The organism is Rhizobium laguerreae (assembly GCF_002008165.1).
Lineage (GTDB): Bacteria > Pseudomonadota > Alphaproteobacteria > Rhizobiales > Rhizobiaceae > Rhizobium > Rhizobium laguerreae.
In genome coordinates this window covers 264,742-287,000 of the sequence record NZ_MRDM01000009.1, presented here as the reverse complement: position 1 = coordinate 287,000, position 22,259 = coordinate 264,742, and the positions used below count along the sequence as shown (strand labels likewise).

18 protein-coding genes are annotated in these 22,259 nt (G+C 61.7%); 9 read left to right on the top strand and 9 right to left on the bottom strand.

The genetic code is table 11. The features are described from left to right. Positions 1-308: 308 nt before the first annotated feature. From BS630_RS37300 to treZ, 6 genes are all read right to left on the bottom strand, one after another. Positions 309-470 carry a hypothetical protein gene (locus tag BS630_RS37300; RefSeq protein ID WP_165503757.1) on the bottom strand — a complete coding sequence of 54 codons (162 nt, stop codon included), beginning with the start codon at positions 468-470 and terminating at the stop codon, positions 309-311. Positions 471-553: 83 nt separating this feature from the next. Further along, on the bottom strand, positions 554-742 hold the full coding sequence (locus BS630_RS07590; RefSeq protein ID WP_077976910.1) for a hypothetical protein: 189 nt from the start codon (positions 740-742) through the stop codon (positions 554-556). Positions 743-751: 9 nt separating this feature from the next. Further along, on the bottom strand, positions 752-934 hold the full coding sequence (locus BS630_RS07585; protein ID WP_077976909.1) for a hypothetical protein: 183 nt from the start codon (positions 932-934) through the stop codon (positions 752-754). An 11-nt stretch (positions 935-945) separates the two neighbouring features. Continuing rightward, on the bottom strand, positions 946-1,161 hold the full coding sequence (locus tag BS630_RS07580; protein WP_077976908.1) for a hypothetical protein: 216 nt from the start codon (positions 1,159-1,161) through the stop codon (positions 946-948). Between the two features lie 308 nt (positions 1,162-1,469). Beyond that, on the bottom strand, positions 1,470-3,383 hold the full coding sequence (malQ, locus tag BS630_RS07570; protein ID WP_077976907.1) for a 4-alpha-glucanotransferase: 1,914 nt from the start codon (positions 3,381-3,383) through the stop codon (positions 1,470-1,472). Positions 3,384-3,412: 29 nt separating this feature from the next. Then, positions 3,413-5,182, bottom strand: coding sequence for a malto-oligosyltrehalose trehalohydrolase (treZ, locus tag BS630_RS07565; RefSeq protein WP_077976906.1), 1,770 nt, complete (start codon positions 5,180-5,182; stop codon positions 3,413-3,415). Between the two features lie 202 nt (positions 5,183-5,384). On the opposite strand from treZ, the gene BS630_RS07560 reads away from it, so the two are divergent. Then, complete coding sequence (locus BS630_RS07560; protein ID WP_077976905.1) at positions 5,385-5,666, top strand: type II toxin-antitoxin system ParD family antitoxin; 282 nt, start codon at positions 5,385-5,387, stop codon at positions 5,664-5,666. A 347-nt stretch (positions 5,667-6,013) separates the two neighbouring features. Here the strand turns inward: BS630_RS07560 and BS630_RS07550 are convergent, their stop codons facing one another. After that, the gene (locus tag BS630_RS07550) at positions 6,014-7,690 is read right to left on the bottom strand and encodes a response regulator (protein ID WP_077976904.1); all 1,677 of its coding nucleotides are present in this window, start codon (positions 7,688-7,690) and stop codon (positions 6,014-6,016) included. Between the two features lie 10 nt (positions 7,691-7,700). Next, complete coding sequence (locus tag BS630_RS07545) at positions 7,701-14,000, bottom strand: HAMP domain-containing protein (protein ID WP_077976903.1); 6,300 nt, start codon at positions 13,998-14,000, stop codon at positions 7,701-7,703. 211 nt (positions 14,001-14,211) lie between these two features. On the opposite strand from BS630_RS07545, the gene BS630_RS07540 reads away from it, so the two are divergent. The 6 genes from BS630_RS07540 to BS630_RS07515 all read left to right on the top strand — a co-directional run bounded on the left by BS630_RS07540 (position 14,212) and on the right by BS630_RS07515 (position 18,828). Then, positions 14,212-14,676 carry a hypothetical protein gene (locus tag BS630_RS07540; RefSeq protein WP_077977055.1) on the top strand — a complete coding sequence of 155 codons (465 nt, stop codon included), beginning with the start codon at positions 14,212-14,214 and terminating at the stop codon, positions 14,674-14,676. Between the two features lie 28 nt (positions 14,677-14,704). Next, positions 14,705-14,986 carry a hypothetical protein gene (locus tag BS630_RS07535; RefSeq protein ID WP_025397196.1) on the top strand — a complete coding sequence of 94 codons (282 nt, stop codon included), beginning with the start codon at positions 14,705-14,707 and terminating at the stop codon, positions 14,984-14,986. 2 nt (positions 14,987-14,988) lie between these two features. After that, the gene (locus BS630_RS07530) at positions 14,989-15,852 is read left to right on the top strand and encodes an alpha/beta fold hydrolase (RefSeq protein ID WP_077976902.1); all 864 of its coding nucleotides are present in this window, start codon (positions 14,989-14,991) and stop codon (positions 15,850-15,852) included. Positions 15,853-16,007: 155 nt separating this feature from the next. Next, positions 16,008-17,033 (top strand): ABC transporter substrate-binding protein, encoded by a 1,026-nt coding sequence (locus BS630_RS07525; RefSeq protein ID WP_025397194.1) that lies wholly within the window; start codon positions 16,008-16,010, stop codon positions 17,031-17,033. Then, the gene (locus tag BS630_RS07520) at positions 17,030-18,070 is read left to right on the top strand and encodes a FecCD family ABC transporter permease (RefSeq protein WP_025397193.1); all 1,041 of its coding nucleotides are present in this window, start codon (positions 17,030-17,032) and stop codon (positions 18,068-18,070) included. The genes BS630_RS07525 and BS630_RS07520 overlap by 4 nt, the downstream gene beginning before the upstream one ends. Next, positions 18,067-18,828 (top strand): ABC transporter ATP-binding protein, encoded by a 762-nt coding sequence (locus tag BS630_RS07515; protein ID WP_077976901.1) that lies wholly within the window; start codon positions 18,067-18,069, stop codon positions 18,826-18,828. The genes BS630_RS07520 and BS630_RS07515 overlap by 4 nt, the downstream gene beginning before the upstream one ends. 9 nt (positions 18,829-18,837) lie before the next feature. On the opposite strand, the gene BS630_RS07510 is transcribed toward BS630_RS07515, so the two are convergent. Continuing rightward, complete coding sequence (locus BS630_RS07510) at positions 18,838-19,305, bottom strand: Lrp/AsnC family transcriptional regulator (RefSeq protein ID WP_077976900.1); 468 nt, start codon at positions 19,303-19,305, stop codon at positions 18,838-18,840. A gap of 152 nt (positions 19,306-19,457) precedes the next feature. Between BS630_RS07510 and BS630_RS07505 the strand changes: the two genes are divergently transcribed. After that, positions 19,458-20,633, top strand: a complete 1,176-nt coding sequence (locus BS630_RS07505; protein ID WP_077976899.1) for an amino acid aminotransferase — start codon at positions 19,458-19,460, stop codon at positions 20,631-20,633. Further along, entirely contained in the window at positions 20,630-22,258 is a 1,629-nt protein-coding gene (locus tag BS630_RS07500; protein WP_077976898.1) for a thiamine pyrophosphate-dependent enzyme, read from the top strand. The genes BS630_RS07505 and BS630_RS07500 overlap by 4 nt, the downstream gene beginning before the upstream one ends. Position 22,259 lies beyond the last annotated feature (1 nt).

Sequence of the window (22,259 nt, the reverse complement as noted above, 5' to 3'; positions counted from 1 at the left end):
GACATTGTTCCAGAATTTGCCGGAGACATGAGACAGGCGAGCCCCGATTGAACCGGAACAACCACGTCATCGCGTAGCTTGGTAGAACGGAGATACGCTGTTGCAGGGTCCTGACTGCCACAGAGCAATCTACAATTCGTAAGGGCGCCAAGGCGCTGGGACTTGTCAGCGGGGTCAGATCAAGAATTGTATCGATGAAAGAATAGGGTTTGAACAAGGGACCCGCAGGAAGAACATCCGCACGCAGCATGAGCGTCCCGGCGGTGCTGGCGCCAGGACCGAGTCGGCAGTGGCGTCAGCCGCAGCCGCTAAAGCTCATCGCTGCGACGCTTCACAGCGTGCTTCAGCGCAATCAGATGTTTGCGCCGCTCAAGCATATAATCGGCATAGCCGACACAGATAAACAACAATGTCGGGCCGGCGAAGATAACGATGAGAGCCAATGCAACAATAATGAATGCGGTCGTCATGGTCTGTTTCCATCATGTTGGTCATGTGATGCGGAAGGACCTCATGCCTTCGGCTGATCAGATTCCGCCGCTACGCCTGCCCCTCACTTTCGCTGCGGGTCGTGGCTGTGGTGGCGATCATGCTCACCCCCACCGCCGGAGACCTTGCTTTGCGTGCGCCTGTCCGGCTCCGCCGGCGGCTTCGGAATTTCGAGCGGAGCCTTGGCGTTCTCATGCGACGCGCCGGGGCCGCCCTGACGGATGGTCGACGGGCTCTTCTTCGATGTAGACATCGGTGCCTCCTACCGGTCTTGCTGGTAACCCTGATGGGTCGTGTTGATCTTGGTGTTTCCTTGCTGGCCCTTCTTGTCGGGATTCTCGCCGCCGCTTGCCGTCACGGCATCCTCTGCGTTGGTCTTTACCGGCTTGCCTGCACCCTTACTGCTGGCATTTTCGGCTGGAACAGGGGGTAACCTGCTGCTCATCGCGCCTCTCCTCAGTCTGGATCTCGATTGGAGCTGTGATCCGAATATTGTTCGGTTTGAATTGACTTGCCGTCGAGGCCGCGCTCCTTGGAGTGCTGCGTCTTGTCACGGTTCGAAAGGACCGCATTTTCGGGAACCTGCTCGTCGTTGAGGTCCGTCATCGCGCCGCTGCCATCGCGCTTTCCTTTCGCGCCGGCGCCAATATGTTTCCGGTCGGCATGTGCCATGGTCTTTCTCCCTTCGGTTATCAGGTCAAACAATCCAAAGCCGCGGAGGTTCCGCCTGAAAGAGAAATCCGCGACAGCGGAAGCGAAAAGGGCGGGCTTTCCTACGATTTGTCCAGACGCCGGTGCAGTTCGTCCTTGTGAATGAAACGATCGGTTTTGCCCGGATCGGGATGCGAAACCTCCACATCGAGATCATCAGGAAAACGCGAGCGCCTGTTTGGCGTTCATGATCCCCAGCGCGACTCGCTCTTCTTCGGTATCCACGGCGACTTCGACCAGCTGTTTCTTAGAAATCATCTCGACGATCCTTATCCTTGCCTATTCAGAATCCGCCCGCCTTCCAGTCGTTCCCTCCCCAATCGATTTTGTGGCCTTTCTTCTCGCATCGCCGCCGTTACGCGCTCGAGTAGCGGGCTCGACGTCATATCCTCGAGCAACACCGACAGCTTCGGCCTCCAGTTCGGATAGCTGTCGCTCGTGCCTGGGATATTGGTCGGCTTTTTCTCATCGGTGAGATCAGCAAGGCGGACGGCAACGAGAAGCGACGGAGTCCTGGCAATGAAGCGATAGGCGCTGACGGTCAGTTCCCGCAGCGTTTCGCGACTTGCCCGCGCGGTAAGCCCGGCGGGCAGGTCGAGGTCGGCCGTCTTGAGCGCCGCTTTTAGGCTGCTCCGCTCGCGCTTACGGTGTTCGAGATGTCTTTCGGTAAGATCTGGCGGCACGATGCCGTGGTCGCACCGGGCCTGAATGTCGGCGCCGCGCCACCAGCCGGCAAGGGTCTGGTGGTCGTGCGTCGAAATGCAGGCCAAAGCCAGAACGGGATAGACGTCCGCCGGCTTGAAGCCCTTCTCGTCCTGTTCATAGGAAAGGATGCGGTAGGAGAGAATGTGGGCCGCCGCCAGATCGTCCTGCAATCCCTTGGGGATCAGTCCCAGGTCTTCACCGATAACCAGGCACCGATGCTCGGCGGACACTTCTGCGAGGATCTGCAGAAGCGCCTCCTCAGGATAGCGGACATAGGCGCCACCGTCCGGCCTGCTGCCCAATGGCACCAGGAAGAGGCGGCGAAGTGCTGCGGCGTGGTCGATGCGGATGGCGCCCGCATATCGCATGGCAGCGCTCACCATGCGGCGGAAAGGCGACATTTCTCCAGCCGCGATCGCGGAAGGCAAGTATCCGGCAAGGTGCCAGTCCTGCCCGTCGACGGCGAATGGATCGGGTGGACTGCCGATGGTGGCCTTCGAGATATAGGTATCCGGCTCGCTCCATGTCGCCGAGCCGTCGACCGCCTCCCCGACGGCTAGATCGAGATAGAGCCCGATCCGCAGGCCGGCCTTCCGCGCCCGGTCCGCCGCCTGCGTCAGCTGCCGGTGGGCGAGCCATTGCAGCCACATGTGGAAACGGACATCGTCCGCGTGTCCACGCTCGAATTCGGCGACGGCGGCGCTATCGAAGCGCTGGAAATCGGCCGGCCAACGGTGCCAGCCGGCGCCTGCCCCGCGCTCGACCATGGAAAATGAGAGGCATTCGAAAAGTGCGTGCAGCCGCAGGCTGTTTCCGCCTTGCGCGGCGAAGGCATCGAAATCGGCCGGATCATAGGCGCCGTCGATCACGCTGCGCTGTCGCCAGGCCGGCCAGAGATCGCGTAGGGCCCTCAGCTTTATCTGTGCGACGCCAATGTAGTCGACGAGATCGGTCTGGCGAAGGTTGGTCCATTGCTGTTCGAGTTCGGGGCTGGAGGCAAAACCCGGCACCCGGTCGATCGCGATATAGAGCGGGTTGAGATGCTGGCGGCTCGAGGGCTCATAGGGGCTGCAACGGTCGGGATCGGCGAGAAACGGCGCGTGAAGCGGGGTGAGGCCGATGAAGTCGGCGCCCAGCGATCCCGCGAGATCCGCCATATCCGACAAATCTTCGAAATCTCCTATGCCCCAGTTGCGCGCCGAACGGAGTTCGTAAAGCTGCAGGCTCACGCCCCAAACCCGCGTGCCGGAAAGGAAATCCGGCAGAAATGACCTGGCGATCTTCTTAGCCGCCGGCTTGAGCTCCCGCCGCGGCGCGCCGTTCCCGGGATCGGCCGCTGCCGGCAAGTCGATCTTCAGTGCCTGGAGGATCTTGCGTTTGGTCTCGCCTGATATCGCCACCTCCCGATTGTCGGGACTGGGCCTGGTCAGGCTGATGCCGTGCCGGCGGGCGAGCTTCTCGAGCTCAGCAGATTTCATCGTTCGATCGCCTTCCTATCAGCGCGCCATCAAGCCTCGCCGATGCTCCAGATCACCGTCCAGGGCGCGAGATTGCCACCGTCGCTGCCGCCAAGACGGAAGATCGTCTCGCCGTCATCTCGTTGCGAGACTAGCGGCGCCGCCTCGGCGCCGAGGTTGGCGTGCAGATGAAGACGCCGGTTTTGCGCCAGGGTCCAATCCACCGCGAGCGCAGTTCCCGCCGAGCGATAGACCGCGTTCCCGGCGCCAGCGCCTTTCAGCAAAGGCACGATCCTGCGGTGCCGGAGGTCGAGAAGCGCCCTGTAAAAATCAAGGACCTCGGAAGAGGCGAGTTTCGACCAGTCCAGCTTGGCGGCGGCGAAGGTCGATGGCGCCGTCGGGTCGAGAAGGTCGTCGGCGTCGAAGCCCGGGAGACGGGAAAGCTCCTCGCGACGGCCTTTCCTGACCTTCTCGTTCAAATCCTCGTCGAAATCGCAGAAGAAGGGGAAAGGCTCTCTGGCACCCCATTCCTCCCCCATGAACAGCATCGGGATCTCCGGCGCCAGCAGATAGATGGCGGCGACAGTCTTGACAACATCAGCAGGGCTCGAAGCCAGAACCCGATCCCCCAGCGCCCTGTTGCCGATCTGGTCATGGTTTTGAATGAAGGAAATGAAAGCGGTGGGCGGGAGATGGCCGCTCGGCCTGCCGCGGCTTGCGCCGCGGTAGGGCATGTGTTCCCCCTGAAAGACGAAGCCTTCCGCCAGCGCCCGGCCGAGCTTGCCGGCGTCACCGGCGTAATCGGCATAATAGCCGAAGGTTTCGCCGGTGGCGGTGATATGCAGAACATGGTGCACGTCGTCGTTCCACTGAGCGGTGAACAGCTTCACTTCCCCGTTTTCGTCACGCGTCAACAGGTCGCTGTCGTTCTCCTCGTTTTCGACGATCAGATGAACATGCCGGTCGCCGGCCGCGGCTCTGACGCGGCGGGCAAGCGCGTGAAGCAGATGCTCGGCGCTGTCATCCTTGATGGCGTGAACGGCATCGAAGCGGAAACCGTCGAGCCTGAACTCGGTGATCCAGTAGATGGCATTCTGGATGATGAACTCGCGGATCATCTCCGATCCGTCGCCATCGTAGTTGATGCCGTTGCCCCAGGGCGTCTTGTGATGGTCGGTAAAGAGCGGCGCATAGGCGGGGATATAGTTCCCATCAGGCCCGAAGTGATTGTAGACCACGTCCAGGAAAACCGAGATGCCGCGCTGGTGCGCAGCGTCCACCAGCGCCATGAAATCTTCCGGCCGGCCATAGCTGCTGTCTGGAGCATAGGGAAGCACGCCATCATAACCCCAGCTGTAACGGCCGGGAAATTCACTCAGCGGCATGATCTGCAGCGCCGTAACGCCCAGCGCCTGCAGATGGTCGAGCCGCTCGATCGCGGCCTTGAAAGTACCCTCCGGCGTGAAGCAGCCGATATGCATCTCGTAGATCACCATCTCTTCCCAAGGCCGTCCGGTCCAATCGCTTCTCTTCCAGCGATAGAGGGAAAGGTCGACTGCTTCGCTCGGCCTGTGCACATCCTGCGGCTGAAACCGCGAGGCGGGATCGGGAATTTCAAGACCGTCCGGCAGGACGAAGCGGTAACGCGTGCCGGGACGAGCGTCGGCGACCGTATAATGATGCCAGCCGCCTTCGGCCGCCTGCATCGGCCGCGGATCAGCGCCTTCGAGATTCAGCGACACGCTTTCATGCAGGGGAGCCCAGAGGCGAAACAGAATGCCCTCTTCGGTGAATGCGGGGCCGAACGTCATTTTGGTCAAAGGAAGCCTTCGATGAAATGGGGATAGGATCTAGGTAACTTTTGTCAGGGCAAAAAGTTTCGCAGGCACGGAGAGCGCAAAAGCGGCCACCGTCGCGAGGTGCCCCGCCGGCACATACCCGAAGAGTATGATTCCATCCTATCCGGAGTAGGATTTTATCCTATCACGTGCTATAAACCTGCAACAAATAGGAGTGTAATCGATGCGTTCGACGCAACAAATGAGCATCACGTTGCCCGTGGAAATGGCGAAGCGCGTTAAACAGCGGGTGTCTAACGGTGATTACGCCTCGGAGAGCGAAGTCATACGCGAGGGACTTCGGGCTTTGCAGGAACGCGAGAATGCCGTCGAGCATTGGCTGCAAACAGAAGTTGCGGCCACCTATGATGCCTACAAGGCCGATCCCACTAAGGCCAAGCCCCTCGATGTGGTCTGGAAGCGCCTCGAAGCGCGCATGGAGGAAATCGATCGGGAAGAAGTTTGATGAAGCGCTATAGTATCCGCCTCACCGATGAGGCGGAATTGGATTTGGCGGTATCTACAATTTCGTCCGCAAGACATCCGAATATTCTATCGTCGCCCGCGATTACGTGGCCCGCATCAAGACCTTTGTAAGTGGATTCGAAACGCACCCTGAGCGCGGCAGCGTCCGCGATCATGTCCGACCCGGGTTACGCATTGTCGGTTTCGAGCGCCGTGTAAGCGTGGCGTTCGTGGTTGAGCCCACCGAGGTTGTTGTTCTGCGCATCCTCTATGCCGGGCAGCGGTTTGAAAGCGACGAGAGTTAGAGCCGGCCCAGAACGCAATACGCCCGGTACACCCCCACTTCGATCAAGCCGCCGCGACTTTGCCCGAGAGCGCCTGATCCATCGCTGTCTGAAGCTGTTCCTGCGTGAATGGCTTCTTCATCCGCAGCATCCGGCCGAGACCATGGTCTTCGGAAAACTCGGCATAGCCCGAGGCCAGGATGATGGGCAGGCCTGGAAAGGAGGAGCGAAGGTGACGCGCAAGCTCGGCGCCCGTCATGCCCGGCATGGCATGATCGGTGATGACGAGATCGCAACCCTGCCCGTCGGCAAAGAATTCCAAAGCCTGGGAGGCGGAAGACGCTTCCTGCGGCAGGTGCCCGAGATCCTCCAGCATCGCCACGGTTCCGGTCCTGACAAGCGCATCGTCGTCGACGACCAGAATGGCAAGCGGCCGCGACGCCGGTTTCAAAGCCTCCATTGCCGGAGGCTCGACGGCCGGCTGCACCTTGACGAAGGTTTCGGCAACGGGCAGCCATAGGGAAACGGTCGTGCCCTTGCCCCTGACGCTCGATATCTGGATAGAGCCGCCGGATTGCGCCGCCAGGCCATGCACCATCGACAGGCCGAGGCCGGTGCCCTTGCCGACCCCTTTGGTGGTGAAAAACGGTTCGGCGGCACGCGAGACCGTTGCCTCGTCCATCCCCTCGCCATCGTCCGACACCGATATCCTGATGTAATTTCCGCCCGCGAGCCCGGCCGGCCGGGCGTCTTCGGCTACCGCCGCGGCAACCGTCACGGCTCCGCCGCTTTCGAGCGCATCCCTCGCATTGACGAACAGGTTGAGCAGCGCCAGTTCCAGCTGGTTGCTGTCGACCAGGAGGGGCGCCAGATCCGCCGGTATGCTTTTGCGGATTTCGATGCGCGGCCCTACCGCCTTGGCGAGAAGATCCTCGACGTTTTCGAACAGTCTGAAGAAGTCGACCGCCTGCGGCTTGAGTTCCTGGCGTCGTGCGAAGGCAAGCAGGCGCTGGGTCAGCGCGGTGCCGCGCTCGGCCGCCTGTATCGCATTCGTCACCAGGCGTTCACTGCGTTCATCGGCAGGAAGCCGCTTCTTCAGAAGGTTGAGGCTGCCGAGAACTGCCATCAAGAGGTTATTGAAGTCGTGGGCCACGCCACCCGTCAGATGGCCGATCGTGTCGAGCTTCTGCGCCTCGAACAGCTGCGCAAGCGCCTCTTCGCGCTCCCGCGTCCGTTGATCGATCCGGTGCTCGAGTTCCTCATTGAGCTCACGCAACTGCGCTGCCGAGGCCTCGAGCTCAGCGGTGCGCTGGTGAACGCGGGCCTCCAGCTCGGCGTTCAGGCGTTCGAGTTCCCTCGTCTTCCTGTAAAGATCGGCAAAGACCCGCACCTTGGCTCTCAGCACCTCGGGGACGATCGGGACGGAAACGTAGTCCACCGCGCCCACCGCATAGCCGCGCAGCCGGTCGGGTTCCGCCAGCATGACGGCGGAGACGAAGATGATCGGCGTGTTCTGATAGCGCGGATGCTGCCGGATCATGCTGACGAGTTCGAACCCGTCCTGTTCGGGCATGCAGACATCGACGAGGATCACCGCGATTTCGGTGCGCAACAGATGTTCGAAAGCTTCGCGAGCGGATTGCGCCTTGATGAGGTTTTCCTCGAGCTCTTCGAGGATGACCTCGTAACTCAGGAGCTTTGCCGGCTGGTCGTCGACGAGGAGGATGTTGACGGGGTTCATGGCCAGATCCTCAGCGATGCAGCCACATGCGAAGAGCCGACAGAAGCTGTTCGGTATTGACCGGCTTCGCCAGATAGTCGGACGCGCCCGCTTCCAGGCATTTCTCGCGGTCGCCCTTCATTGCCTTCGCCGTTAGCGCCACGATCGGCAACCGCCGGAACCGGGGCTCCGAACGGATGACCTGCATCGTCTCGTAGCCGTCCATTCCAGGCATCATGATGTCCATCAGCACGATCGCCACAGAGGGTTCGTTGTTGATGACGTCGATGGCTTCACTGCCGGTCGTCGCGGTCAGGACTTTCATTCCCCGGCGTTCGAGAACGCTGCTCAGCGCGAAGATGTTTCGGGCGTCGTCGTCGACGAGCAGCACGGTCTCGCCGACCAGATCCTCGTCCGAGCTGTGCAGTTCCTGCAGCGTCGCCTGCTTTGCGGCCGGCAGGTCGGCGACCACCCGGTGCAGGAACAGAGCCGTCTCATCCAGGAGACGTTCGGGCGACTCCACCCCCTTCACCACGACGCTGCGCGCCATGCTGTGCAGCGCCGCGTCTTCCTCGGCGGAAAGCTCCCGGCCGGTGAACACGACCACCGGCACCTCGCCGATCTCGGCGTCGTCGCGTATCTGCTCCAGCACGTCGAAGCCGGACATGTCGGGAAGGGAAAGGTCGAGCACCACGCAGTCGGTGGAATTCTGCCGAAGGGCGGCGAGAGCATCGGATCCGGAGCCGACGCTGGTGATGTCGATGTCGTCATGTCCGAGAAGGGCGGTGACACTCAGACGCTCGGCTTCGTTGTCTTCCACGAGCAGCAGATGCTTGCGGCGCGGTTGTGCATAGGCCTTCAATCGCGACAGTGCCTTGCCGAGGCCTTCCGGCGTCGTCGGCTTGCTCATGAAGGCGAAGGCGCCGCGGGTCAGCCCGTGCTGACGATCCTCGTCGAGGCTGATGATCTGGACCGGAATATGCCGCGTCTGCGGATTCTGCTTGAGCTGGCTCAGCACCGTCCAGCCGAGCATGTCGGGCAGAAAGATGTCGAGCGAGATCGCCGCCGGCCTGTAGTCCTGCGCGAGTGCGAGCGCATCGCTGCCGCGCATCGCCACCAGAACCTTGAATCCATTGTCGCGGGCAAGATCCACCAGGACGCGGGCGTAATGCGCATCGTCCTCGACGACGAGCAGCACCGAGTCGCCGGCCGCTATCTGATGGCGATCGTCTTCGACATGTTCAGCCGGCTTTTCGGCACGGCGGTTTGCTGCCGCCTCGGCGAATTCCACGACATTTGCCGGCGGAACGGCCTTCGGCGCAACCGCGCCGGCGCCGACATAGGTGAGCGGCAGGTAGAGAACGAAGGTGCTGCCGACACCAGGGGTGCTGCGCAACTGGATCTCGCCACCGAGCAGGTTTGCCAGTTCGCGGCTGATCGCCAGGCCAAGGCCGGTGCCGCCATATTTGCGGCTTGTGGAGGCATCCGCCTGCTGGAACGCCTCGAAAATGATGCGCTGTTTTTCAGGTGGTATGCCGATGCCGGTATCGACGACTTCGAAGGCGATGACCGAAGGCGCGTGTTTGAGCGAGGGATGGTCGGACGACCAGCCGCTCGTTGCCGATGCGACGCGAAGCGTCACACCGCCCTGTGCGGTGAATTTGAAGGCGTTCGACAGCAGGTTCTTGAGGATCTGCTGCAGGCGCTTCGAATCCGTGATGATGCTCTTGGTGATATCGGCGCCGACCTCGACTGCGAACGACAGGTTGCGATTTTCGGCTTCATGCCGGAACGGCCGGGCCATGACTTCGAGCAGGTTGCTGACGGAGATCTCCTCGGCATCGACCGAGACCGTTCCGGACTCGATCTTCGACAGGTCGAGGATGTCGCTGATCAGGTTCAGCAGATCGGTGCCTGCCCCGTGGATCGTCTTTGCAAACTCGACCTGCTTGCCCGAGAGGTTGCCATCCGGGTTTTCCCCCAGCTGCTGGCCGAGAATGAGGATTGAATTCAAAGGCGTGCGCAGCTCGTGCGACATGTTGGCGAGGAATTCGGATTTGTACTTCGATGTCAGCGCCAGCTCGGTTGCCTTTTCTTCCAGCGCGCGCCGGGCCTGCTCGATCTCCTGGTTCTTCGCCTCGACTTCGACGTTGCGCTCCTCCAGCTGCTGCGCCTTCTGCCCGAGCTGCTCGTTGGTCTGCTGCAGCTCGCGCTGCTGCGTCTGAAGCTCGGCGGCGAGTTGCTGGGACTGTTTGAGCAGGCCTTCGGTCTGCATGGTCGCTTCGATCGAGTTGAGGACGATGCCAATCGATGTCGTCAACTGGTCGAGAAAGGACAGCTGCAATTCGGTGAATTCGCCTACGGAGGCAAGCTCGATCACCGCCTTCACCTGCCCTTCGAAATGCACCGGCAGCACGATGGCGCTTCTCGGCAGGGTCGTGAACACGCCGGAACTGATCGGAACGACGTTGTCGGGAAGGTCGGTGACCAGGATGCGGCGGGCGTCGCTGGCGCACTGGCCGACAAGTCCCTGGCCGAATTCGAGCCGGGCCGGATGCGCCGCCTCGCCGCCTTTCGCGTAGACGGACAGCAGCGACAGGACCGGCTGCCGCTCGTCGGCATCCACCTGGTAGATGACCCCTTGATGGGCGCCAACCAGCGGCGCCAGCTCCGACAGCAGCATCTTGCCGACCAGCGTCAGATCGCGCTGCCCCTGCAGCATGTTGGTGAAGCGCGCAAGGTTGGTCTTCAGCCAGTCCTGCTCGGTGTTGCGCTCGGTGGTGAGCCTGAGGTTGTCGATCATCGTGTTGATGTTGTCCTTGAGCTCGGCCACTTCGCCGCGCGCGTCGACCTTGATCGAGCGCGTCAGGTCGCCCTTGGTGACGGCGGTCGCCACCTCGGCGATGGCGCGCACCTGCGTCGTCAGGTTGGCCGCAAGCAGGTTGACGTTGCCAGTCAAATCCTTCCAGGTTCCCGCGGTGCCTGGAACATTCGCCTGACCGCCGAGGCGGCCTTCCACGCCCACCTCACGCGCAACCGTGGTCACCTGGTCGGCAAAGGTCGCGAGCGTGTTGGTCATGTTGTTGATGGTTTCGGCAAGGGCGGCCACCTCACCCTTCGATGCGACGGTGAGATTCTGCTTGAGGTCGCCGTTCGCCACCGCCGTCACCACCTTGACGATGCCGCGGACCTGCTCGGTCAGGTTGGCGGCCATGACGTTGACGGTGTCGGTCAGGTCCTTCCATGTGCCGGCAACACCAGGCACCTGCGCCTGGCCGCCGAGCTTGCCTTCGGTGCCGACTTCGCGGGCGACGCGCGTCACTTCGCCGGCAAAGGCGTTGAGCTGGTCCACCATCGTGTTGATGGTGTTCTTCAGTTCGAGGATTTCCCCCTTCACGTCGACGGTGATCTTGCGCGACAGGTCGCCGCGCGCCACGGCCGTCGTGACTTCGGCGATGTTTCGAACCTGGGTCGTCAGATTGGCGGCGAGCAGGTTGACGTTATCTGTAAGGTCCTTCCAGGTGCCGGCGACACCGGGAACGACGGCCTGGCCGCCGAGCCTGCCATCGGTCCCGACTTCGCGGGCGACACGCGTCACTTCGCCGGCAAAGGAGCGAAGCTGATCGACCATGGTATTCAGCGTATCCTTCAAGAGCAGGATTTCCCCGCGCACGTCGACCGTGATCTTGCGCGACAGGTCACCGTTGGCGATCGCGGTGGCCACCTCGGCGATGTTGCGCACCTGCGCCGTCAGGTTGCCGGCCATGGAGTTGACGCTGTCGGTCAGGTCCTTCCAGGTGCCGGCGACACCAGGCACCTGCGCCTGGCCGCCGAGCTTGCCTTCGGTGCCGACTTCGCGGGCGACGCGCGTCACTTCACCGGCAAAGGCGTTGAGCTGGTCCACCATCGTATTGATGGTGTTCTTCAGTTCGAGGATTTCCCCCTTCACGTCGACGGTGATCTTGCGCGACAGGTCGCCGCGCGCCACGGCCGTGGTGACTTCGGCGATGTTTCTGACCTGACCGGTGAGGTTGGAGGCCATGGAGTTGACGTTTTCAGTGAGGTCCTTCCAGGTGCCTGCAACACCCGGCACCTGCGCCTGGCCGCCGAGCTTGCCCTCGGTGCCGACTTCGCGCGCGACGCGCGTGACTTCGGAAGCGAAGCGGTTCAGCTGATCGACCATGGTGTTCAGCGTTTCCTTGAGCTCAAGGATTTCCCCCGAGACCGAAACCGTGATTTTCTTCGACAGGTCGCCATTGGCGATCGCGGTCGAAACTTCGGCGATGTTGCGCACCTGCGCCGTCAGGTTGCCCGCCATGGAATTGACGCTGTCGGTCAGGTCCTTCCAGGTGCCAGCGACGCCGAGCACGTTCGCCTGGCCGCCGAGCCGCCCTTCGGTGCCGACCTCGCGCGCCACGCGCGTCACCTCGCCGGCAAAGCCGTTCAACTGATCGACCATCGTGTTGATGGTCTCTTTCAGTTCGAGGATTTCCCCCGACACGGTGACGGTGATCTTCTTGGAAAGGTCTCCTTGGGCGACGGCGGTCGCGACTTCGGCGATGTTGCGCACCTGCCCGGTCAGGTTGGAGGCCATGGAGTTGACGCTGTCGGTCAGGTCCTTCCAGGTGCCGGCAACGCCGCGCACATTAGCTTGGCCGCCGAGCCGGCCCTCCGTTCCGACTTCGCGGGCAACACGGGTCACTTCCGAAGCAAACGCGTTCAACTGGTCCACCATCGTGTTGATGGTTTCTTTCAGTTCGAGGATTTCGCCCTTCACGTCGACGGTGATCTTCTTCGACAGGTCGCCATTGGCAATGGCGGTCGAGACGTCCGCGATATTGCGGACCTGCGCCGTCAGGTTGCCGGCCATCGAATTGACGTTTTCGGTCAGATCCTTCCAGGTGCCGGCGACGCCGCGCACATTGGCCTGGCCGCCGAGCCGTCCTTCGGTGCCCACTTCGCGGGCCACGCGCGTCACTTCTGAAGCGAAGGCGTTCAGCTGATCGACCATCGTGTTGATCGTCTCCTTCAGCTCGAGGATTTCACCCGACACTGTCACCGTGATCTTCTTCGACAGGTCGCCATTGGCGATCGCAGTCGAGACCTCGGCAATGTTGCGCACCTGCGCGGTCAGGTTCGAGGCCATGGAATTGACGTTATCAGTGAGGTCCTTCCAGGTGCCGGCGACGCCTGGCACCTGCGCCTGGCCACCGAGCCGACCTTCGGTGCCGACTTCACGCGCCACGCGCGTCACCTCGCCGGCAAAGCCGTTCAGCTGGTCGACCATCGTGTTGATGGTCTCCTTCAGCTCGAGGATTTCGCCCGAGACGTCGACGGTGATCTTGCGCGACAGGTCGCCGCGCGCCACGGCCGTGGTCACCTGGGCAATGTTGCGGACCTGCGCCGTCAGGTTGCCGCACATGGCGTTGACGCTGTCGGTCAGGTCCTTCCAGGTGCCGGCAACGCCAGGCACCAGCGCCTGTCCGCCGAGTTTGCCTTCGGTGCCGACCTCGCGGGCAACACGCGTCACTTCCGAGGCGAAGGACCTCAGCTGGTCGACCATGGTGTTGATCGCCTCCTTGAGCTGCAGGATTTCGCCGCGTACATCGACGGTGATCTTCTTGGAAAGGTCGCCGTTCGCAACGGCAATCGTGACGTCGGCGATGTTGCGCACCTGCGCCGTCAAGTTCGATGCCATCGAGTTCACGCTTTCGGTGAGGTCCTTCCAGACGCCCGTCACTTCCGGAACCTGCGCCTGTCCGCCGAGTTTTCCGTCCGTGCCAACCTCGCGGGCGACGCGTGTCACTTCCGATGTGAAGACGCTCAGCTGCTTGATCATCGTATTGACGATATCGGCCGAGCGCAGGAACTCGCCTTTGAGCGGCCGCCCGTCGACATCCAGCGGCACGGTCTGCAAGAGATCTCCCTTGGCGACCGCTGTGATTGTGCGCGTCACGGCGGTCGTCGGCCATAGGAGATCGTCGATCAGACCGTTGATCGATCCTTCCATTTCGGACCAGGAGCCGTCCGACAGGCCGAAGCGTACGCGTGTGCTCGTTCGCCCGTCCCGGCCGACCACCTGCCCGACATGCTCGAGCTGCTGGGCCATGCGCTGATTGGCGGCGATGATGTCGTTGAGGGCATCGGCGACCTTGCCGGTGAGACCCGTCAGGTCGGACCGCATTCGCACGGAAAAGTCGCCGCGCCTGACCGCGACGAGGACTTCCAGAAGCGCGCTGGCGTCGTCGAACGCCATCGTTTTTGGGTCGTGCCCATTGAGGCTGTCTATCGCAACGCTGTCGCGCGCGAATTCGCTGGTTTGGTTGCTCACGAAAATCCCCCTCTTCGACGATCGGTAATTTAGCGCTCAACTCAGAAAATGGTATGGGCCGTCCCGGCGTCCATCCTAACATGATTCACCGCCCAAAATGAGCCTGATAGTTGCAGATATCGGAAATGCTCGCCGGAAACCGTCTCGGCGGACTTTGCGGTTTTTCTTGCGCGGGAACACTTTGCTGCCGGCTGTCGTTTCCGTCCTGACAATGGAGAGCGACATGTCGAACGTCTCACGGACAGGCAAGGAAGAGATCAACAACGCGACCAGCCCGACCACTTTCGGAAAGTCGGTCGAGAGCCAGGCGCAAATCGAGGACGCGGCCGCGCAAGCGTCGCCCGACACTGACGGCGAGATGCTCAACATCTATCGGCTGGAGCCCATCGCCGAACCCGACGATCCAAGATGGGACAATGCTCCTAACCACGGCGTCATCGTCGTTGCGGCCAGGACGCCCGGCGATGCCAGGATCGTTGCCGCGGCGCGCGAACTCGATTTCATGGAAGTCGACGCGGCGCCCGCCGAGGACGTGACGACAGCCAATGCCAGCGCCTTCCGCGACGATAAGCTTTACACCGTGATCGAAATCGATCGGAACAGACGCGATATAAAGCGCGGTATCCTCGACGGTACGGTCTCGGTCGACACGATCCGACCGGTCGAACCGGACTAGAAATCCTTTCTTGACCTGGGGAGTTCTCATGAATACCGCCAATCTGCAGCTCAAGGGCCTGATCATGGCGATGGCCTCGATATGTGAGGCGATCGTCGATAAGCAACTGCTTACGCGCGGGGAGATCGACGCTGCGCTCTCGAAGGCTCAAAAGGCGATCGAGGAGGATGACGACCATGAGCTGTCAGGCGCCAATCTGGCGGCGATCCTGTTTCCGATCCGCGTGCTGCAGCTTGCCGGCGAATCCAATCGGAAGGGCGAAGAGGCAACGTTTTCAGACTATGCCAAACGTGTGGGGAAGCTCAGCTGAGCATGTTCGAAGGCTTTTCTCTCGATACCGTTGACGCCGGGCCGGGATCGCTTCGCGTCCGTCACGGCGGAACGGGACCGGCCGTTTTGCTTCTCCACGGCCATCCCAGGACACATATGACTTGGGGCAAGGTGGGCGATCTGCTGTCGCCCCACTTCACGATCGTCTGCCCCGACCTTCCCGGTTTCGGCCGCTCCTACCAGCCGCTCGATGCTCCCGACAGCCGCAGCTCTTCGAAGCGCGCAAAAGCGGAAGCCCTCGTTGAACTGATGCTGAGGCTGGGGCACGAGAACTTCGCGGTGGCCGGCCACGACCGCGGAAGCTTGACTGCCTTCCGCATGGCGATGGATCATCCCGACCGTGTGCAGAGACTCATCATCGCCGACGGCATTCCCGTGATCGAACATCTCGAACGCGCCGACTGGAAATTTGCGAGAGACTGGTACCACTGGTTCTTCTTCGCTCAACCGGAAAAGCCGGAACGGGCGATCTCGGCCGATCCTTTGGCATGGTACGACAAACTCTCGCCGGCGCTGATGGGAAAGCAGGCCTATGACGATCTTGTCGACATCATCCACGATCCAGCCGTGATCCACGGGATGATCGAGGATTACCGCGCCGGCCTCCGCATCGACCATCTGCACGACAGCGAGGACCGCGACGCCGGTCGGAAAGTAACCTGCCCCATGCTATGCCTCTGGTCACTACGGGACGACATGGAACAGATCTGTGGCGATCCCGTCGCCATCTGGCGGAACTGGGCGGATGACGTGCACGGCTTCGGCATAGACAGCGGCCATCACGTGGCAGAGGAGAATCCTGAAGCGCTCTCGCAGGCGATCCGGGAGTTTCTCGAACGCCGATAGAGCCGGAGATCGAGACGCGCTTCGGTAGTGCGCCATCCGGCGAGAATGTTCAGCGCTGTCGGTTTTTGCTATAAGTTGATCCATTCGGTCTTGTTTCTCGGCGGCTCCTGCGGCTATACCCCGGCGGCACACACTCACGCACCGGGAATTTCTTCGTGACCAGCCTCAAATCGCTTCTGGCCGCCTGCGGCCTCTCCGCCATCATCGGCCTTGCCGCAAATCCGTCTTTGGCCGGTTCGACGACCTACCCGCTGATCCTGGAAAACTGCGGCGCGCAGGTGACTTTCCGGAAGGCGCCCGAACGGGCGATCGGCCTCGGCCAAAACAGCGCTGAAATCCTGCTGCTGCTCGGCCTCGAGGACAAGATGGCCGGCACGGCCTTCTGGCCGAGCAAGGTCCTGCCGCAGCTTGCAGAAGCCAATGCCAAGGTCAAGCTTCTGACCGTCGAGATGCCGACCTTCGAATCGATCCTCGCCGAAAATCCCGATTTCGTGGCGGTGGCTCTGCCGAGCCTGGTCGGGCCGAACAGCAAGGTCGCCAAGCGCGAGGATTTCGACAAGGTGGGCGTCGCGACCTATCTCTCGCCCAGCACCTGCCTCAGCACCAAGGACGTCAAGGACCAGTACGGCAGCCGCGCCGAGCTGTGGAACATGGATCTTCTCTACAAGGAGATCGACGAACTCTCGCAGATCTTCGACGTCGCCGATCGCGGTCAGGCGCTGATCGCCGACTTCAAGGCGCGCGAAGCCAAACTTCGTGGGAGCGTTTCGAAGGACGGCAAGAACCTTTCCTACGTCTTCTGGTTCTCCAGCCCCAGCCCGTCGGCCGACGCCTATCTCGGCGGCAAGAACAGCGCGTCCGGCTTCATCGCCGACCTGCTCGGCGGACACAACGCGATATCAGCGGAAGCGGAATGGCCGACGCTCGGCTGGGAAGGCATCATCGCCTCCAGTCCCGACGTCATCGTCGTCGCCAGTCTCGACCGCAACCGTTGGGAGCTCGATAAGCCGGAGGCCAAGATCAATTTCCTGAACACCGATCCGGCCGTCAGCCAGATCGCTGCCGTCAAGAACAAGGCGATCGTGATCATGGACGGCCAGGCCATGAACCCGACCGTCCGCACGGTCTACGGCGCTGAGCAGGTGGCCGGCCAGCTGAAGGCTCTCGGTCTGTTGAAGTGACGGAAGCGGGCCGTATCTTCCGGCAGCTGGGAGCCATCCTCGCACTGCTCCTCGCCTCTTTCTGCCTCATCGCTATCGCCATCGGCGTCAGCGTCGGGATCGGCGACCTGCCGATCCCGCTTGCAACCACGTTTTCGGCCGTCACCAACCGGCTGGGATGGACCGCGGTCGAACTGAACCGCATCCATGAGACCGTCATCTGGGATTATCGGCTCAGCCGGGCGCTCGTGGCCGCCTTCTGCGGCGCGGGTCTGGCGCTGTCGGGCGCCATCATGCAGTCGCTGCTGCGCAACCCGCTTGCCGAACCCTATGTGCTCGGCATCTCCGCCGGCGCCTCTACCGGCGCCGTCGCGATTGTCATCCTGGGGATCGGCTCGGGCGCGGTGTCGCTCTCGGCCGGCGCATTTGCCGGCGCTTTCGCAGCCTTCTTCTTCGTGGCGCTGCTCTCGAACGGCACGCGCGGCGGCGCGGATCGCACCATCCTTGCCGGCGTCGCCGCATCGCAGCTCTTCAACGCCTCGACCTCCTACATCGTCACCACCTCGGCCAATGCGCAGCAGGCCCGCGACGTCATGTTCTGGCTGCTCGGCAGTTTCGGCGGCGTGCGCTGGCCGGAATTCGCGCTGGTCTCGGTCGTCGTCGGGTTCGGCCTCGCCGCCTGTCTGTTCTACGCCCGCGTGCTCGACGCCTTCGCTTTCGGCGACGAAGCGGCATCCTCGCTCGGCGTCAATGTCGGGCGCGCCCGCATGGCACTTTTCGCGCTGACCGCGATGATGACGGCGACGATCGTCAGCATGGTGGGCTCGATCGGCTTCGTCGGCCTCGTCGTGCCGCATGTCGCCCGCTTCATCGTCGGGCCGCTCCACATTCGTCTCCTGCCGGCCTGCGCCATCGCGGGGGCGATCTTCATGGTGTTCGCCGACATCGCCGCACGTGCCCTCATTCCCGGCCAGATCCTGCCGATCGGCGTCGTCACGGCCTTGGTCGGCGTTCCCTTCTTCTCGATTATCCTCTACCGGTTCCAGCGCGCGTCATGAGCATCAAGGCCGACAACCTCACCTGGAAAATTGGCAGGAAGGCGATCCTGGAGGGTGTCTCCCTGGAGGCGCCACCCGGCAGGATGCTCGGCCTGCTCGGGCCGAACGGCTCGGGCAAAACCTCGTTGCTGCGGCTTCTCGCCGGCCTAAAACGGCCGCATTCCGGCCGCGTCACGCTCGACCGCAGCGACATCGGCACGATCAGCCGCCGCTCGATCGCCCGGCGGATCGCCTTCGTCGAGCAGCACGCCACGACGAATGCCAATCTGCGGGTCGTCGACGTCGTCAAGCTCGGCCGTTTCCCGCACCGGTCTATGTTTTCAGGCTGGACGAGGGCCGACGAAGAGGCGGTTGAAGAGGCGCTGACGCGCGCCGGCATGGCGGAGAAGCGCGACGATCGCTGGCAGAACCTGTCGGGCGGCGAAAAGCAGCGGACGCATATCGCAAGGGCGCTTGCCCAGTCGCCGCAGGAGCTGATCCTCGACGAGCCTACAAATCATCTCGATATCCAGCATCAGATCGGGCTGATGCGGCTCGTCTCCGGCCTGCCGATCACCAGCATCGTCGCCCTGCACGATCTCAACCATGCCGCCATGTTCTGCGATGAGCTGATCATCCTGCAGCATGGCAGGATCGTCGCCTCCGGCGCGCCGCAGGACGTGTTGAGCGAGGAGCTTCTAAAGGATGTCTTTTCCGTCGAAGCCCGCATCGAAGCCTCACCCTATCACTCGCGCCCGCATATCCATTATCTCAGGTGAGAGAGGCTCTCACGTCACGATCTGCAGCGGCAAAGCGGTCGTCTTTTTCAGTGTCTTGAGGACGATGCTTGACTTCACCGATGCCAGATTGTCAGTGACCCGGATCATTCTTTCCAGAAATTGGCTGAGATGTTCGAGGTCGCGCGTCATGACCTTCATCAGAAAGTCGGCGTCACCGGTCTGCGAATAACACTCCAGGATTTCCGGCGCGGTCTCGATGAAACGATGAAGCTGCTCGTTTCCGCCTTCCGTATGCGCTCTCAAGCTGACGAGCGTATGGGCAACGACGGTGAAACCCAGTTTCACGGGATTGAGGATGGCGACGACACTCTGGATATATTGCTCGTTGCGCAGCCTTTCCAAACGGCGTGCGCACTGGGTCGCGGAGAGATTGACCTTCAGAGAGAGTTCGTTCTGCGTCAGCTCGCTGTTTTGCTGGAGAGCGGCGAGCAATTTGATATCGAATGCGTCAAGCATCGCCACCCTCCTCGGACGGTGAATTTCTGCACATCATAGCCATATCGCGCTGATTGTCTGCATAGATGCGTCGTTACAGGGAGATAATCGCAGAAATTCGTCGCGAAAGTCCGCTAGTCTGCGAGCCAGAATTACGGAAACGAGGTGGACTTGTGTTTGACGAACTGAAGAGTCGGCCAGCCGACAGCCTGCTTGCTCTCATCAAGGCCTTCCAGGCCGACGATCGCCCTGGGAAAATCGACCTGGGGGTTGGGGTTTATCGTGACTCCATGGGACGCACGCCGGTGATGCGTGCCGTAAAGGCAGCGGAGCAGTTTCTCCTGGAGACCCAGGACAGCAAGAAATATCTTGGCCCGGAAGGTGACCTGCAATTCGTGCGCCTCCTGCAGCCCATCATCTTCGGAAAATCGCCGACGTTTGCTCAACGCCTTGTCGGCATTCAGACACCCGGTGGAAGCGGCGCCCTGCGTCTCGGTGCTGAGCTCATCCAAGCGGCAAATCCATCGGCCAGGCTTCTGCTCGGGACGCCAAGCTGGCCAAATCATGCGCCGATCTTCAGCTCGGCGCGCTTGCCGGTAAAGGAGTACGCTTTCGTTGACCTGATGTCGCAGCAGGTGAAATTCGAAAGCGTGGTCGCCTGCTTGTCTTCCGCTCGGGAAGGCGACGTCGTGCTGCTTCACGGTTGCTGCCACAACCCGACCGGCATCGATTTCACCATGGAACAGTGGCGGCAGATTACCGAGATTCTCGTTGCGCATCGGCTGGTGCCGTTCATCGATCTCGCCTATCAGGGCCTCGGCGACGGCCTCGAACAGGACGCCGCGCCGACGCGCATGATCCTCGAGGCGGTTGATGAGGCGCTGATCGCCTATTCCTGCGACAAGAATTTCGGTCTTTATCGCGAGCGTGTCGGCGCGCTCTATGTCATGACCCGCAATGAGGATGCCCTCAGGAAGGCCGAAAGTAACATTGCGGCACTTGCTCGAGTCAACTGGTCCATGCCGCCCGATCATGGAGCCGCGGTCGTCAGGTCCATCCTCGAAAGCGAAGAGATGTCGGCCATGTGGCGCGCTGAGCTCGAAGAGATCTGCCTGCGCGTCAACGGCAATCGTGCAGCGCTGGCCGCCGCGGCTCTCGATCTGACCTTCATCCGCCGGCAACGCGGCCTGTTTTCCAATCTTTCCATGTCCAAAGAAACGGCTGCGGCCCTCCGGGCCAGGCACGGCATCTACATGGCGGATTCCGGGCGTATGAATCTCGCGGGCATGCAACCGGCAGACGCCGACGCCATCGTCGCGGCGCTCCGGGCCGAAGGCTGCCTGAAATGAGCAGGAAAGAAACGACCGGTCAGGCGATGACCCGTTCACTCGTCGCCCATGGGATCGACACCGTATTCGGCATCCCCGGCGCCCACATGTATGATTTTAACGATGCCCTCTACGGTGCCGGTGACAGAATTCGGTTCATTCACACCAGACACGAACAGGGCGCCGGTTACATGGCCTATGGCTATGCCAAATCCACCGGCCAGATCGGCGCCTATACCGTCGTTCCAGGCCCAGGCGTCCTCAATTCCGGCGCGGCGCTCTGCACCGCTTACGGCGCCAATGCCCCGGTGCTGTGCATCACCGGCAACATCATGTCCCACCTGATCGGTCAAGGCAGAGGACAGTTGCACGAACTGCCGGATCAGCTCGCGACGATGCGCGGGATTACGAAAACGGCGGAGCGGATCAATCACCAGTCCGAAACCGGTCCTGTCACGGCCGAGGTCGTCGCCAAAATGCTCTCCGGCCGCCAGGGTCCAGGAGCGGTCGAAGCGCCATGGGACGTGTTCGGGCAATTCGGCCCAGAAACCGATCTGCCGGTTGGCACGAGAGCACCTCATCCGGCCGTCAACCCTGATCAGGTCGCTGCCGCGGCGTCACTGATATCAGGTGCCAGCAACCCGATGATCATGGTTGGTGGCGGCGCGGTGGATGCTGGAGCGGAAATCGCTGCTCTTGCGGAATTGCTGCAGTCGCCGGTCACGTCCCATCGCTCCGGCAAGGGCATCGTCGCCGACGACCATCCCAACTACCTGAATTTCGTCGCCGCCTACGAATATTGGAAGAATACTGATGTTCTGATCGGGATCGGCAGCCGGCTGGAATTGCAGTTCATGCGATGGAAGTGGCTTCCCAAGGATCTCAAGGTGATCCGCATCGATATCGATCCAACCGAGATGGTCCGTCTCAAGCCCGATGTCGGCATCGTCTCGGATGCCAAGGAGGGAACGCAGGCTCTGCTCGATGCGCTGGCAGGTTCCAGCCGCAAGGATCGCACGCGCGAATTTGCCGAGCTCAACGAAAAGGCAAGGTCTCGCTTCTCGGCAGTGCAGCCGCAACTCGTCTATCTCGATGCCATTCGCGAAGCCCTGCCAAGGGACGGCTTCTTCGTCGAGGAAATCTGCCAGATGGGCTTTACCGCCCGATTTGCATTCCCGGTCTATGCCCCTCGTCAGTACGTCACATGCGGCTATCAGGACAATCTGGGTTTCGGCTTCAACACGGCCTTGGGCGTGAAAGTCGCCAATCCCGACAAGGCCGTTATTTCTGTTTCCGGCGATGGCGGCTTCATGTTCGGGGTTCAGGAACTCGCTACCGCCGTCCAGCATAAGATCAATGTCATCGCCATCGTCTTCAACAATTCGGCCTATGGCAACGTACTGCGTGACCAGAAGCAGGCGTATAAAGGCCGCTATCTTGGCTCGGAGCTGACCAATCCAGATTTTGTCGCGCTTGGCGAGAGCTTCGGCATTCGAGCATTCAAGGTGACGAGCCCTGGCGAATTGAAAGACGCGATCGAGAAAGCCCTATCTCTCGACGAACCTGTTCTCATCGAGGTTCCCATCGAGAAGGGATCCGAGGCGAGCCCTTGGCCTTTCATTCATCCGGCTCCGCACACCGAATGAA